General features: G+C 72.2%; 11 protein-coding genes. 5 read left to right on the forward strand and 6 right to left on the reverse strand.

Annotated features, from left to right (window positions below; translation table 11 throughout):
* Positions 1-15: 15 nt before the first annotated feature.
* The 5 genes from ACTXG6_RS44305 to ACTXG6_RS44325 all read right to left on the reverse strand — a co-directional run bounded on the left by ACTXG6_RS44305 (position 16) and on the right by ACTXG6_RS44325 (position 6,162).
* Positions 16-1,359, reverse strand: coding sequence for an MSMEG_0569 family flavin-dependent oxidoreductase (locus tag ACTXG6_RS44305; RefSeq protein WP_445185279.1), 1,344 nt, complete (start codon positions 1,357-1,359; stop codon positions 16-18).
* A 56-nt stretch (positions 1,360-1,415) separates the two neighbouring features.
* Positions 1,416-2,282: a tryptophan synthase subunit alpha gene (locus tag ACTXG6_RS44310; protein ID WP_445190282.1), complete on the reverse strand. Its 867-nt coding sequence runs from the start codon at positions 2,280-2,282 to the stop codon at positions 1,416-1,418.
* A complete protein-coding gene (locus ACTXG6_RS44315; protein ID WP_445185280.1) occupies positions 2,219-2,929 on the reverse strand; it encodes an indole-3-glycerol-phosphate synthase in 711 nt (236 codons plus the stop codon). The genes ACTXG6_RS44310 and ACTXG6_RS44315 overlap by 64 nt, the downstream gene beginning before the upstream one ends.
* 309 nt (positions 2,930-3,238) lie before the next feature.
* Positions 3,239-4,654, reverse strand: coding sequence for an FAD-binding oxidoreductase (locus ACTXG6_RS44320; RefSeq protein ID WP_445185281.1), 1,416 nt, complete (start codon positions 4,652-4,654; stop codon positions 3,239-3,241).
* A gap of 56 nt (positions 4,655-4,710) precedes the next feature.
* Positions 4,711-6,162, reverse strand: coding sequence for a flavin-containing monooxygenase (locus tag ACTXG6_RS44325; RefSeq protein ID WP_445185282.1), 1,452 nt, complete (start codon positions 6,160-6,162; stop codon positions 4,711-4,713).
* Between the two features lie 96 nt (positions 6,163-6,258).
* On the opposite strand from ACTXG6_RS44325, the gene ACTXG6_RS44330 reads away from it, so the two are divergent.
* The 4 genes from ACTXG6_RS44330 (at position 6,259) to ACTXG6_RS44345 (ending at position 10,727) form a co-directional block, all read left to right on the forward strand.
* Positions 6,259-6,867 carry a TetR/AcrR family transcriptional regulator gene (locus ACTXG6_RS44330; RefSeq protein WP_445185283.1) on the forward strand — a complete coding sequence of 203 codons (609 nt, stop codon included), beginning with the start codon at positions 6,259-6,261 and terminating at the stop codon, positions 6,865-6,867.
* Between the two features lie 58 nt (positions 6,868-6,925).
* The gene (locus tag ACTXG6_RS44335; protein ID WP_445185284.1) at positions 6,926-7,783 is read left to right on the forward strand and encodes a siderophore-interacting protein; all 858 of its coding nucleotides are present in this window, start codon (positions 6,926-6,928) and stop codon (positions 7,781-7,783) included.
* Positions 7,784-8,175: 392 nt separating this feature from the next.
* Positions 8,176-8,637 carry a GtrA family protein gene (locus tag ACTXG6_RS44340; RefSeq protein ID WP_445185285.1) on the forward strand — a complete coding sequence of 154 codons (462 nt, stop codon included), beginning with the start codon at positions 8,176-8,178 and terminating at the stop codon, positions 8,635-8,637.
* The gene (locus ACTXG6_RS44345) at positions 8,634-10,727 is read left to right on the forward strand and encodes an ArnT family glycosyltransferase (protein ID WP_445185286.1); all 2,094 of its coding nucleotides are present in this window, start codon (positions 8,634-8,636) and stop codon (positions 10,725-10,727) included. The genes ACTXG6_RS44340 and ACTXG6_RS44345 overlap by 4 nt, the downstream gene beginning before the upstream one ends.
* A gap of 31 nt (positions 10,728-10,758) precedes the next feature.
* Here the strand turns inward: ACTXG6_RS44345 and ACTXG6_RS44350 are convergent, their stop codons facing one another.
* Positions 10,759-11,856 carry a beta-propeller fold lactonase family protein gene (locus tag ACTXG6_RS44350; protein ID WP_445185287.1) on the reverse strand — a complete coding sequence of 366 codons (1,098 nt, stop codon included), beginning with the start codon at positions 11,854-11,856 and terminating at the stop codon, positions 10,759-10,761.
* A gap of 444 nt (positions 11,857-12,300) precedes the next feature.
* Between ACTXG6_RS44350 and ACTXG6_RS44355 the strand changes: the two genes are divergently transcribed.
* Positions 12,301-14,307 carry an SDR family oxidoreductase gene (locus ACTXG6_RS44355; protein ID WP_445185288.1) on the forward strand — a complete coding sequence of 669 codons (2,007 nt, stop codon included), beginning with the start codon at positions 12,301-12,303 and terminating at the stop codon, positions 14,305-14,307.
* Positions 14,308-14,318 lie beyond the last annotated feature (11 nt).

A 14,318-nucleotide genomic window follows, 5' to 3' on the forward strand; every position in this document is an offset into this window, starting at 1 on the left:
TGCCCGACATCGGGCTCAGGCCACCGTGCGCGGGGCGATCCAGTCGTCGTCGCTGGGGTAGGTGCTCGCCGGGGTGCCGGCCAGCCAGCGCACGTCGTGGTCGCCGCCGGTCGACCGGAGCGACACGACCTGGTCCGCCAGGTACCGGGCGTCGGTGGCCACCCCGCAGAACCGGCCGGACCCCCAGGTGTGCTGCCAGGGCAGCCCGAGGAAGTACAGCCCGGGGCAACTGGTCACCCCGCGCAGGTGCGTCGGGTAGCCCCGGCCGTCGAACACCGGCACGTCGATCCAGCGATGGTCCCGGCCGAACCCGGTGCTCCACACCACGGAGGTGATCCCGCTGCCGGCCAGGTCGAGTTCGGTCGGCTCCTCGTCGGGTTGCCAGACCGGCTGGTAGCGGGCCTCGGTGGGTGCGTCGATGCCGGCCGACGCCAGGTAACCGTCGATCGAGTCCTTGATCCCCTCGGACACCGCGTCCGCCGCGTCCAGGTTCTTCGCCAGGTCGGTGTCGAAGCTCAGCCGCCCGCCCCGCACGTCGAGCAGCCGGCCGTAGAGCCGCATGCCCTCAACGGCGAACTGGCGCAGGTCGATGTCGTGCCCGCCGTCGCGGCCGGTGACGTAGTGGTTGGCCCGGAACCGCACCGAGTCCGCGTCCGCGAAATCGCTGATGCTCTTGGCGTAGTAGCCCATGTCCGCCAGCCAGGCCACCACGTCCCGCCCCCGGTAGGTGCGGGCCACCCGGGGCGCGCTGCCCACCGCCAGGTGCACCCGCCGGCCAGCCAGGTGCAGGTCCTCGGCGATCTGGCAGCCGGACTGCCCGGTACCGACCACCAGCACCTCGCCCGGCGGCAACTGGTCGGGCTCGCGGTACTCCGAAGAGTGCACCTGAACCAGCTCGTCGGGCAGCCGGTCGGCCAGCCGGGGCCGCAACGGCACCTGGTACGGCCCGGTCGCCAGCACAACCTGGTCGGCCGTGAGCCGCCCCGCGCTGGTCTCGATGGAGAAACCGCCGGTGGCCTCCTGGCGCAGCCGGGTCGCGCTGACCCCCTCGACCAACGGCGATTCGAAGGACCTCGCATAGGCCCGCAGGTAGGCCACGATCTGGTCCCGGAGCATGAACCCGTCGGGGTCGTCGCCCTGGTAGCCGAACCCCGGCAGTTGACACTGCCAGTTCGGCGTGACCAGGCAGAACGTCTCCCACCGCCGGTTGGCCCACTCGTGCCCGACCTGCTCCCGTTCCAGCACAAGGTGGTCGATGGCCCGGTTCATCAGGCAGTAGCTCATGGAGAGGCCGGCCTGGCCACCGCCGATCACGACCACCGAGCGATGCAGACCGTCCACACTGAGTGCGCTAGACATCTTGTTAGCTCATCGAATGTCTGTTTCGGATCAATGTCATCCGGAATATAGGTGCGTTACGGCTCGGCGCGCCCGTCGACCGCCGCACCGGCCACCGTGGCGCTCTTCCAGCGTTGAACTAGTTTCTCAGCATACCTCGCACGATCATTGGCGGCCACCGCGGAGATGCGGATAAGGAACTCGCTACCAATCACCACACCCGCAACATGCGGCGCAACCGTGCGTATATCACGCTCATTTCTCATACCGAATCCGACAATAAAGGGTTTCACCGAGTCGGCCGCGAGCTCAGCGGTGAGCCGGGCCACCACTTCGCGGTCCAACGTGGCACCTGTTCCCGCCGCCAGTGCCCTATAGGTCAAATCAGTGGCCCAATGCTCGAGTTGGCCGGCCGTATCCCGGTCGGTTGTCGGCCGTATCAGTGGAATCGCGCTCAGGCCGGCCGCCGACACCTCGCCGAGCGTCTCGGCGGTCGGCTCGGTGAGCACCATTCCGTCCACCCCGAGCCGGACCGACTCGGCAAGCAGCCGCGCCCAGCCGATGTCGGCCACCGTCTCCGGAAAGGTCAGCAGGATCAGCGGTGTCGACGGCAGGCGCCGGCGCAGCTCACCCAGTTCGGCCCACACCCGCGCCAGCCCGATCCCCCGGGCGCGCTCGAACGACGCGCCGATCGCCGCTCCCCTGGGGTGCACCCCCGGCGTCGGGATGCCCAGCTCGAGGACATCGACCCCGGCGCGCGCGATCACCGGAGCGAGGTCCGGTGGCCCCGAGGTCAGCGGGTCGCCCAGGGTCAGATAGACCACCAGCAGCCGCTCCCGCGCGGACCGGGCGCGCAGCAGGGCGCCGAGCCGATCCGTGCTCAGCTCGACCGCACAGGTTCCCGGAGCGACCGCAGCCAGCCGACCGGATCCGGGCTCTTCGATGCCGCGGTACCGATGAGCACCGCGTTCGCGCCGGCCTGAGCGGCTCGGTGCACGTCCGAGGCCGAGCGCAGGCCACTCTCCGAGATGACCAGTACACCCCGGGGGACCAGCGGTATCAGTGACTCACTCGCGCCGATCGTGCCATCGTCGAGCTCCAGGGCGGCGATGTCCCGGTTGTTGAGGCCGATCGCGTCGGCGCCGAGCGCGATCGCCCGATCCAGCTGCGCCCTGCCGTGTGCGCCGATCACCACCTCGAGCCCGATCGCCTCGGCCCGCGAGCGCATCGCGTCGAACAGCGTCGGATCGGGAATGGTGCCCAGTGACAGCTGCACGGCGTCGAAGCCCGCCGCCCGCGACTCGTCCATCTGGCCGACCGAGGTGAAGAACTCCTTCCGCATCAGCGGCACCTCGCAGAGCCGTGTGACCCGGCGCGCCAGCGCGACACTCCCGCCGAAGTGCACGGCATCGGTCGGCATCGACAGCGCCGGCACGCCGGCCTCGCCGAGCGCCCGAACATAGGAATCGAACCGCGCCTCGGAAATGAGCTCCCCATCCCGAGGCGATCGTCGTTTGATATCTACCATCAATGCTGGGTAATTATCACGCCGAGCGGTCGCGAGAATCTGATAAAGACTTCGGGTTGGCACAATACCCCCAGTGCGGTTCGAGCCCCACGAACCGACGTCATAAAGGTGCGCGGGACTGATTGTCTCGCGCGACCACCTGAGTGGCCTCAATTAACCGCGGGCTCCGCAACGGTCTTCCCCAGATTACGTTCGCTTTCGACGCCACGACAAGGGAATCGTTAGTTCGATCTTGCCTTTCAACGACGATAATCCGATCGGACTATCGCCTGGTTGCTGTGCGCGACCAAAGCACTCGGTGGGGTCGGCAGCTCAGCCGGGCAGCTCGACCGGGCTCAGCCGCCGACGCAGCTCGACGACTCAGCCGACGACTCAGCCGATCACCTTGCCGGGGTTCAGCAGGTCGTCCGGGTCCCAGGCCGCCTTGACCGCCCGCTGCAGCGCGACCGCGGCCGGCCCCAGCTCGCGCTGCATACCGCGGCGCTTGAGCAGGCCAACGCCGTGTTCCCCGGTCACCGTGCCGCCGAGCTCGATCGCGGTGTCCACGATCTCCTCGAAGGCGGCCTGGGACCGCAGCTTGGCTTCCTCGTCGCCCTGCGGCGTGATCATCAACGGGTGCAGGTTGCCGTCCCCGGCGTGCGCCACGTTGGCGATCTGCACCTGGTGCCGCTCGGCGATCTGCTCGATGCGGGCCAGCATGGTGGCCAACATGCCGCGGGGCAGGCAGACGTCCTCGGTCAGGACGGCGTCACCGCGCTGCTCCAGTGCGGGGTAGGCCAGCCGGCGGGCGTCGAACAGCGCCTCGGCCTCGACCGGGTCGGTGGAGGCCACCGCGTCCCGCGCGCCGGCCTTCACGAACTCGGCCAGGATCGCCGCCGTCTCGGCCTCGCCGGCCGGGCCGGCCAGGTCGGACTGGGCCAGCAGCAGCGCCGCCGCGTCGTCCGGCAGCGACATGTGCTTCCACTCCTCCACCGCGCGCAGGCAGTGTCGGTCGATCAGCTCGAAGATGGCCGGCTGCAGCCCGGCGTCGGTCACCCCGGCGACGGCGTCGCCGACCGCGCTGAGCGAGTCGAAGAAGCCGACCACGGTGCGGGTCGGCGCGGTGCGCAGCGGCCGCAGCTTGACGGTCACCTCGGTGATCACCGCCAGGGTGCCCTCGGAGCCGACCAACAGCCCGACCAGGTCGTAGCCGGCGACGCCCTTCGCGGTGCGCCGACCCAGCCGGACCACCTCGCCGGTGGCGGTGACGATCTCGAGGGCGAGCACGTAGTCCTTGGTCACGCCGTACTTCACGCAGCACAGCCCGCCGGCGTTGGTGGAGACGTTGCCGCCGATGGTCGACCAGGGCGCGCTGGCCGGGTCCGGCGGGTACCAGAGGCCCTGCTCGGCGACCGCCGCGCGCAGCTCGTCGTTCACCACGCCGGGCTGCACCACCGCCAGCCGCTCGGCCCGGTTGATCTCCAGGATCGAGCGCATCGCCTCCAGGCTGAGCACCACGCAGCCGTCCACCGCGTTCGCCCCGCCGGACAGCCCGGTACCCGCGCCGCGCGGCACCACCGGCACCCGCAGCTCGGCACAGGCCCGCACGGTGGCCGCCACCTCGGCGGTGTCCCGGGCCCGGACCACCACCGCCGGCTGCCCTCGGGGCGCCCACTCCGCCTCGTCGTGCGCGTAGCCGGAGGTCAGGTCCGGGTCGGTGAGGATCCGGTCGGCGGGCAGCACGGCCCGCAGCGCGGTGACGATGGGCGGAACGGTGCCGGTGTCGGTGTCGGCGAGAGAGACGGCCATGCCGCCATCCTCACCCGCCGCCCGGTCCGCTGTCGACGCGATCTGAGACTGCCCGGTCAGACCAGGATCTCGTGGTCGGCCGGGTCGGCGTGGCGGGTACGCCGGCGGAACCGGAAGGTGAAGTCCGGCCACAGGGTGCGGTTGACCCCGTTCTCGTCCAGGTACCAGCTCCGGCACCCACCTCGCTGCCACACCCCGGTGGCCAGCTGCTCGTGCAGCTCGGCGTTGTACCCGGCCTGGCTCTCCGGGCGGGTGTCCAACACGCGCGCGCCCGCCGAGTCCAGCAGCCGCAGGCAGTCCAGCACGTAGGCCACCTGCGACTCGATCATGTAGACCATGGAGCTGTGGCTGAGCCCGGTGTTGGGCCCGACCAGCAGGAACAGGTTCGGGAACCCGGCCACGGTGGTGCCGAGGAACGCCTCGGAGCCGCCCCGCCAGGCGTCGGTGAGCTTGACCCCGTCCCGGCCGGTGATGGCCAGCTGGGCGAAACTGTCGGCCACCTTGAAACCGGTGCCGAAGATGATCGTGTCGACCTCGTGCTCGACACCGTCTGCGGTGACCACCCCACGCTCGGTGACCCGCTCGATACCGTCGCTGACCACATTGACGTTGGCCCTGGCCAGCGCCGGGTAGTAGTCGTTGGAGATGAGCACCCGCTTGCAGCCCAGGGTGTAGTCCGGCGTGACGGCGGCCCGCAGCTCGGGGTCGGTGATGCCGCGCCGGATGTGTGCCTTGGCCAGCGCCTGCAGTCCGGTCATCACCCTCGGGTGCCGGAAGCCGAACACGCGCCCCTCCAGCCGGGTGTAGATGGACGCCCGGTAGAGCCGCTGCAGCGGCGGGAACGTGCGGAACGCCCAGCGCTCGAACGAGCTGATCGACCGGTCCAGCTTGGGCAGGATCCACGGCGGGGTGCGCTGGAACAGGGTCAGCTCGGCCGCCCGCTCGGCCACCGGCGGCAGGAACTGGATCGCGCTCGCGCCGGTGCCGATGACCGCGACCCTACGGCCGGCCAGGTCGTGGTCGTGATCCCAGTTCGCGGAGTGGAACACCCGACCGGAGAACCGCTCGAACCCCTCGATCTCCGGGATCGACGGCTCGTGCAGCGCACCGGTCCCCCAGACCACGAAGCGGGTCTCGATGGTCTCGCCGCTCGCGGTGTGCACGGTCCAGCCGCCCTCGGCCGCATCGAACTCGGCGCCGGTCACGGTCACGCCGTAGCGGATCCGGTCGCGCAGCCGGTAGCGGTCCGCCAGGTCCTCCAGATAACCCCGGATCTCGTCCTGCCCGGCGAACATCCGGGTCCAGTTGGGGTTCGGCGCGAAGGAGTACGAGTACAGGTGTGACTGCACGTCGCAGGCACAGCCCGGGTAGGTGTTGTCCCGCCAGGTGCCGCCGAGGCTGTCCGCCTTCTCCAGCACCACGAAGTCGTCCCGGCCCTGTTCGGCCAGCTGGATCGCCATACCCAACCCGGCGAAGCCGCTGCCGATGATGACCACCGATGTCCGCATGTCCCGCTCCTCCCGAGCTCCCTGGTGACAAGTTACCTGCGGTAACTTACTGGCGGTAACCTACCACGGGTAAGTTACTTGCGGTAGGGTGATGTGATGCAGGTAGAGAAGCCGGTCCGGCGCCGGGTCAGCCGGGCGGAGCGGGAGCGGCAGATCCTGGACGCGGCCAGCGCGGTGTTCGCCGAACGCGGCTATCAGGCGGCGTCGATGGACGCGGTCGCCGAGCGGGTCGGTGTCACCAAGCCGGTGCTCTACGACCACTTCGGCTCGAAGGAGGGCCTGCTGCTGGCCTGCATCGCGCGGGCCCGCACCGAGCTGCTCGAGGTCACCACGAAGGCGGCCGGCAGCGCGAGCAACCCGGAGGACATGGTGCGGCGGGGGTTCCGGGCGTTCTTCGACTTCCTGGACTCCCAGGGCGGGGCCGCCACGCTGCTCTACGAGGAGGCCGCCACCCCGATCGGCTCGGCGGCCGAGGCCGTGGAGGGCATCCGCAACCAGCAGACCGGGTTCGTCACCGGACTGCTCAACGCCCAGGCGCCGGGCGCCGACGCGCTGCGGTTGGAGGCCTACGCACAGGTGATCGTCGGAGCGAGCGAGCGGCTAGCACTCTGGCGCGGCCGGCGCGGCGACGTCAGCGCCGAGCAGGCCACCGAGTACCTGATGGACCTCGTCTGGTCCGGGCTGGGCGCCACCACGCCTCGGTGAGCCGGCGGCGGTCGGGCTGGCCGCCGCGCCGTGACGGTGAGCTGCGAGAATGGGTTCGATGTCCGGCACTGATCCCGCCCCGGTACACACCGGGCACCGCACGCTGCAGGTCCTGCGCACCCACCTGGTCACGCCGAGGATGACCCGGGTGACTCTCGGCGGCGACGAGCTCGCCGGGTTCCCCGGTGACGGCCCGGACCAGCGCATCAAACTGTTCTTCCCGATGCCCGGCCAGCGGCGTCCGGCGATGCCCCGGGCTTCCTCCGGCGGGCCGGTCTGGCCGCCCGGCGAGCCCCGGCCGGTGATCCGCAGCTACACGGTGCGCCGGTTCGACGCCGCCGCCGGCGAGCTGGACGTGGACTTCGTGCTGCACGGCGCACACGGTCCGGCCGCCGCCTGGGCCGCCGCCGCCGAGCCCGGCGACTGGGTCGGCGTGTCCGACCCCGGCGGGCGCTACCGGCCCGACCCGACCGCACAGGCACACCTGGTGATCGGCGACGAGTCGGCGCTGCCGGCCATCGCCACGGTGCTCGAGGCCCTCAGCGCGGGCGGTGTCGCGGCCGGTGTCGACTCGGCCGGTGTCGACTCGGCCGGTGCCGTCCCGGCCGGTGTCGTCTCGGCCGGTGTCCCGGTGGAGGTGTTCATCGAGGTCGCGGACGTTGCCGAGGAGCAGCCGCTCCCCACCGGCGCGGGCACCCGGGTGCACTGGCTGCACCGTGGCGAGCGGGCGGCGGGCCAACCGTTGATCGAGGCGGTGACCGCGGCGGAGCTGCCGCCGGGCGTCGACCCCGGGCGGTGCCAGGCGTGGTTGTCCGCCGAGGCCGGGGCGGTCCGCGACATCCGCGCGCACCTGCTCGACGAGCGCGGCCTGACCCGCCGGATGGTGTACGCCACCGGCTACTGGCGGGCCCGCTAGCCGAGCGGCGGCGTCCCGTTACCGAGCTGCACACCAGGCAGGGCGAACGGCCGAAAATCCTGCCTGTTGTGTAGCTCGGTAACAACAAGCAGGGCTAGCCGAGCTCCGCGACGCGCGGTCGGGGACGTGCGCGGCTGAGAGGGTGTCAGGCTCGCACAGCGAGTGCATAGCTTCGGCATACCGGCGGTACAGCGCCTGAGGTCAGAGTCGCCCCCATGAGCGCCTCGCTTCCGCTGCCGACCCCCCGGATTGCCCGGCCGCCCGGGCTGAGGGGCGCCCTCTCGCCCATCAGCCTCCGGAGTCCCGGCCTGCCCATCCGCCCTCAGACCGGCGGCCCCGGAGCCGGCGGCCCCGGAGCTGGCGGCCCCGGAGCTGGCGGGCGGGGCAGCGGGGTGGCCCGGCTCCTGTTCGGCACCGGTGCGCTCGGTGCGGCGGCCCGCCGACGGCTCAACGCTCGGCTGGTCGGCCAGCTGGTCCGGTTCGCCGCGATCGGCATCGTCAGCACGGTGGCGCAGCTCGGGCTGTTCGTGCTGCTGCGCAACGAGGTCGGCGTACTGACCGCCAACCTGATCTCACTGGTGCTGAGCACGGTGGCGAACACCGAGGCCAACCGGCGGATCACCTTCGGTATCCGGGGTTGGGCGGGCGCAGGGCGGCAGCAGCTGCAGGCGCTGGTGGTGTTCGGCCTCAGTCTGGCGCTGAGCAGCGGGGCGCTCGCCCTGCTGGGGCTGATGGCCCCCGCGGCCGGACGGGGTGCCGAGCTGGTCGTGCTGCTGGCGGCCAACGCCCTGGCCACCGTGGCCCGCTTCGCGCTCCTGCGCACCTGGGTCTTCGGCGCGCGGCGCCCCTCGTGACCGCGACCCTCGACCGCCCGGCCACCGCAGGCCCGGAACCGGCGACGACACCCCGCCTGCGGTGGGAGCGGTTCTCGCTGGCCGGCCTGCTCGGCGGGACCGCGCTGCTCAACCTGTGGGGACTGGCGGCCTCCGGTTGGGCGAACAACTTCTACGCGGCGGCGGTGTGGGCGGGTACCCGGAGCTGGAAGGCGTTGCTGTTCGGCGCCTTCGACCCGGCCGGCTTCATCACGGTGGACAAGCCGCCGGCCTCGATCTGGGTGATGGGGCTGTCGGGTCGGATCTTCGGCTTCTCCAGCTGGAGCATGCTGGTGCCCGAGGCACTGATGGGCGTGGCCGCGGTGGCCCTGCTGTACGCCTCGGTCCGCCGCGTGTCCGGGCCGGTCCCCGCGCTACTGGCCGGTGCCGCGCTCGCGCTCACCCCGGTCGTCGTGTTGATGTTCCGGTTCAACAACCCGGACGCGCTGCTGGTGCTTCTGCTGGTGCTCGCCGCGTACTGCACGACCCGCGCGATCGAGCGGGCGAGCACCCGCTGGCTGGTGCTCGCCGGGGTGGCCATCGGGTTCGGCTTCCTGACGAAGATGGGCGCGGCCCTCGTCGTGCTGCCGGCGCTCGCGCTCGCCTACCTCCTCGCCGCGCCGACCGGGCTCGGGCGGCGGATCCGACAGCTGCTCGGGGCCGGGTCGGCCCTGGTGGTCAGCGCCGGCTGGTACGTGGCGCTGGTGGCACTCTGGCCGGCCGCGGACCGCCCCTACATCGGCGGCTCCCGGACGAACAGCCTGCTGGAGCTGGCGTTGGGCTACAACGGGGTGAGCCGGCTGCTCGGGCGCTCGGGCGGGGCCGGCGGCGGCTCCCCGGGCGGCGGCTTCGCGGCGGGCGGCGGCTTGCCGGGCGGAAGCTCCGGCTCAGCCGGGGACCTGGCCGGCGGCGGCCTGACGGGCGGCGGCTCGACGGGTGGCGGGGGTCGGTTCGGTGGCTTCGGCGGACGCGCCGGGTTGTCCCGGCTGTTCAGCGCCGACGTCGGCGGCCAGGCCAGCTGGCTGCTGCCGGCGGCGGTCGCCCTGCTGGTGATCGGGCTCTGGCTCACCCGGCGGGCACCCCGGACCGACCGGACCCGCGCGGCGCTGCTGCTCTGGGGCGGCTGGCTGCTGGTCACCGGTCTGGTGTTCAGCCTGATGGCCGGCATGTTCCACCCGTACTACACGGTGGCGCTGGCGCCCTCGGTGGCCGCGGTGATCGGGATCGGTGGGCACGAGCTGTACGCCCGGCGGGCCGGATTGCCGGCGCGGGTGGCTCTCGCGGTGCTCGTCGCGGGCACCGGCGGCTGGTCCTGGGTGCTGCTGGACCGCACCCCGAGCTGGCAGCCGGCACTGCGCTGGGCGGTACTGGCAGTCACCGCGGCTGCCGCACTGGCCGTGCTGGTGCCCGGCGGCGGGCGGCGGCGGGTCGCATCGGTCGCCGCCGTCGCCGTGGTGGCCGGGCTGCTCGGACCGGCGGCCTACGCGGTGCAGACCACGTCGACCGCGCACACCGGTGGCATGCCCACGGCCGGGCCGACCGTCCCGGGCAGCGGCTTCGGGCACTTCGCCCGCGCCGGCTTCGACCGCGGCGGCCCCGAGCACAGCACAACCGGCGCCGGCGCGCGCACGGGGCACGGACCCGGCGAGGACACCCCGGTGGATCCCGCCGCGGTCGGGTTGCTGCGCGCGGCGGGCACCACCTGGTCCGCGGCCACCGTGAGCGCCCACAGCGCCTCCTCACTCGAGCTGGGCAGCGACACCGCGGTACTGGCGATCGGCGGGTTCATGGGCAGCGACCCGACGCCGACCCTGGCCCAGTTCCAGTCCGACGTGGCCGCCGGCCGGATCCACTACTTCATTCCCGAGTCGTTCCGCGGCGGCGGCGGCGGCGGCGACGGCGACGGCCCCGGCGGCACGTCGGCGGGCCAGGCCGGCGGCGAGCACCGGGCGGGACGTGGCGGCTCCCGGGGCGGCACCGGCGGCGAGATCAGCACCTGGGTCGGCCAGCACTTCACCCCGGTCACCGTCGCCGGCCAGACCTGGTACGACCTGACGCGGCCCGCACCCTGACCGGGACCTTGTGAGTGGCTGGAAGCCCAGGTCAGCGGGTGATGCCCGTGTGACCCAGCGAGTACCGGCCGGGCTGCGGCCAGACGCAGAGCCCGTGCGGCCCTCGGCCCACCTCGATCTGCTTGATCAGGTGGCCGTCGTCGGTGGACAGCACGTAGACGGCGTGGTCGTAGCGCCCGGACAGCCACAGCTGCTTGCCGTCCGCGGTCAGGCCGCCCATGTCGGGGCTGGCATGGGCGGGGCCCGGGCCGCCGTGGAGATCCGGGGTGGGGTGACCGGTCCCGCTGCCGGGCCCTGGGGTGGAGCCGTGCGGGATCTGCCACTTGGCCAGCTTCGCTCCGGTGTAGGCATCGAGCACGCTGACGCTGCCCTCGTTGCGGTTGGTCACGAACAGCCGCTTCGCCTCCCGGTCCAGGTACAGCCCGTGCGCGCCCTTGCCGGTGGGGATCTGTCTGATCACCTTGGTGGCCGCGCCGTCCAGCACCCACACGCCGTTCTCGTCGGAGTCGGCGATGTAGAACACCGAGCCGTCCGGGGCCAACTTGATGTCCTGCGGCCCCATGTGGTGGTTGCGGTGCGGCATGTCGACGGTCCGCAGCAGCTTGTGCGAGACGATGTCCACCACGGCGACCCGGCCGTCGAACTCGCAGGTGAACACGCCGATCCGGCCGTTCGGGGTGAAGTCGGCGTGGTCGATGCCGGCGCAGGCCGGGGTGAGCGTCTCGCCTTGGACCTTCCAGGTCTTCGGGTCGTACCAGACCAGCCGCCGGCGGGCCTCCGCGACCACGATCGCCGAGCGGCCGTCCGGTGAGTAGTACATGTTGTACGGGTCGATGACCGGGATCCGCGGCCCCGGTTTGCCGGTGGTCGGGTCGAACGGGGTGACCGTGTCGCCAAGGTCGTCGGTGGCATACAGGGTGCGCATGTCGTGCGACGGCACCACGTGCTGGATCTCGATGCCGGCCGGGTACTTGCCCACCACGGCGAACGTCGCCGGGTCGATCACCCACACATCGCCGGACTTGGTGTGCGGCACGTAGACCAGCGGCTTGGCACTCCTGGTCACGTCGTTGAGCATGTTCGGCCCGGCGTCGGCGTAGACGTTGTGCGGGTCGCGTACCGGGGGCATGCCGGGCAGCGGGTCCGTGGCCGGAGCAGCGGGTGGCGCCGCCGACGGGGAGGGCGGGGCGCTGTCCGCCGCCGCCGGCGGGGAGTGCGACGGGGAGGGAGTCGTTGGCTCCGGCCCCGAACTGCCGCAGCCGGTCGCTACCAGGGCCAGCACCAGGGCGCTGAGCAGCGCCGAGCCACTCCGGACGGGGCGCCGGCGAGATCGGGAACTGGACGCGCATCGAACTACCCGGGCGAACACGGCGCGGAGCGTAGCGTCCACTTCTTGAGAACCCGCAGCGGATTGCGGGGCGACTCGCGGCGCGGGTCCGTCCGGTGCTGGGCCGTTAGTCCAACCGATGGCGCGCCCATCAGCCTCTCGGGTGGGCACGAGCCCGGAACGGCCCGATCTTCGTGGCACACTGAGTGCCCTCAGCCCCGCAGCGACGCTCGACGGAGTGAAAACATGCGCTACCTGGTCACCGGCAGTACCGGGTTCCTCGGTCGACACGTGCTGAGCCGGCTGCTGGCCCGCCCCGACGCGGAGATCTTCTGCCTGGTCCGCTCGCCGGGCCGGCTGGCCGCGCGCACCGCCGACCTGGCCGGCCACGACCGGCTGAGGGCCGTGGCCGGGGACCTGACCGTGGACGGGCTCGGCGTATCCGAGTCCGACGCCGCCGAGCTGGCCGGTGTGGACCACGTGCTGCACCTCGCCGCGGTCTACGACCTGACCGCGAGCGACGCGGCGAACCGGGCGGCGAACGTCGAGGGCACCCGACGGGTCATCGAGCTGACCGAGCGGATCGGCGCGGGGCGGCTGCACCACGTGTCCTCGGTGGCGGTATCCGGCGACTACCCGGGCCGGTTCACCGAGGCGGACTTCGACGCCGGGCAGCACCTCGGCTCGCCGTACCACGCCACCAAGTTCGCGGCCGAGGCGCTGGTCCGCCAGTCGTCGGTGCCGTGGCGGGCCTACCGGCCGGCCATCGTGGTCGGCGACTCGCGCACCGGCGAGATGGACAAGGTCGACGGCCCGTACTATCTGCTGCCCTCGATCGAGGCGGTGGCCAGGGCTCTCGGGCCGACCGCGCCGCTGGTCCGGGCGCTGCCCATCCCGGTGCCCGACCTGGGCGCCACCACGATCGTGCCGGTCGACTACGTGGCCGACGCGATGGACACGCTGATGCACGCCGACGGGCTGGACGGGCGCGCGTTCCACCTGGTCTCGTCGAAGCCGCAGCCCCTGGTCGAGGTGTACAACGCACTGGCCGCCTCGGCCGGCGCGCCCCGGCTGATCCAGTCCATCCCGTCGGCGGTGGCGGCGCCGGCACGCCGGCTGGCCGGCCTGTTCGGTGACCTCGTCGGGCGGGTGCCCGAGGTGCTCGAGCTGCGCGACGCGGTGCTCACCGAGATCGGCATCCCGCCCGAGGTACTGCCGCACCTGGGCTTCGAGACGGTGTTCGACGACACCGAGACCCGGGCCGCGCTGGCCGGCACCGGCATCCGCTGCCCGGAGTTCGCCGACTACGCCCCCACCCTGTACCGGTACTGGCGCACGCACCTGGACCCGAACCGGGCGCGGCGGGCCGGTCCGAAGGGCCAGCTGGACGGCCGCACCGTGATGATCACCGGTGCCTCCTCGGGGATCGGCCGGGAGACCGCGCTGCGGGTGGCCGCCGAGGGTGGCATCCCGCTGCTGGTGGCGCGCCGCGCCGACGAGCTGGAGAAGGTCCGCGCGGAGATCGAGGAGGGCGGCGGGCGGGCCAGCGTCTACTCCTGCGACATCACAGACGCCGACTCGGTGAGCAACCTGGTGGCCGCCGCGCTGGGCGACCACGGCCAGGTGGACATGCTGGTCAACAACGCCGGCCGGTCGATCCGCCGCTCGGTGCGGCTGAGCTACGACCGGTTCCACGACTACGAGCGCACCATGGCGATCAACTACTTCGGCGCGGTGCGGCTGACCCTGGCGCTGCTGCCGCAGATGTCGCGGCGCCGGTTCGGGCACATCGTGAACATCTCCTCCATCGGCGTACAGACCAACCCGCCCCGGTTCTCCGCCTACCTGGGCTCCAAGGCCGCGCTGGACGCGTTCGCCCGGGTGGTGGCCAGCGAGACCTACGGCGACGGCATCACCTTTACCACCATCCACATGCCGCTGGTGCGCACGCCGATGATCGCGCCGACGAACATCTACCGGGCGTTCCCGACCCGCTCGCCGGAAGAGGCGGCCGAGATGGTGCTGGACGCGTTGCGCCGGCGGCCCAAGCACATCGGCACTCCGCTCGGCACCGCCGGCTCGCTCGCCTACACCCTGGTACCGAGGCTCACCGACGCGCTGTTGCACGTGGCGTTCCGGGTGTTCCCGGACTCGGCCGCCGCCCGGGGTGACGACTCCACCGCCCCCGACATGACCGCGCTCTCCCGGGGCGCCCGCGCGATGGCCCGGGTGCTGCCCGGGATCCACTGGTAGACGCCCGCGCC

The organism is Pseudonocardia sp. Cha107L01 (genome assembly GCF_052566575.1).

Excerpts from the sequence above, each read along its gene's own strand:
- ACTXG6_RS44330 (WP_445185283.1), top strand. The coding sequence starts at position 6,259 with ATGCAGGTAGAGAAGCCGGTCCGGCGCCGGGTCAGCCGGGCGGAGCGG.
- ACTXG6_RS44325 (WP_445185282.1), bottom strand. The coding sequence starts at position 6,162 with ATGCGGACATCGGTGGTCATCATCGGCAGCGGCTTCGCCGGGTTGGGT.
- ACTXG6_RS44355 (WP_445185288.1), top strand. The coding sequence starts at position 12,301 with ATGCGCTACCTGGTCACCGGCAGTACCGGGTTCCTCGGTCGACACGTG.
- ACTXG6_RS44320 (WP_445185281.1), bottom strand. The coding sequence starts at position 4,654 with ATGGCCGTCTCTCTCGCCGACACCGACACCGGCACCGTTCCGCCCATC.
- ACTXG6_RS44350 (WP_445185287.1), bottom strand. The coding sequence starts at position 11,856 with ATGCCCCCGGTACGCGACCCGCACAACGTCTACGCCGACGCCGGGCCG.
- ACTXG6_RS44335 (WP_445185284.1), top strand. The coding sequence starts at position 6,926 with ATGTCCGGCACTGATCCCGCCCCGGTACACACCGGGCACCGCACGCTG.
- ACTXG6_RS44305 (WP_445185279.1), bottom strand. The coding sequence starts at position 1,359 with ATGTCTAGCGCACTCAGTGTGGACGGTCTGCATCGCTCGGTGGTCGTG.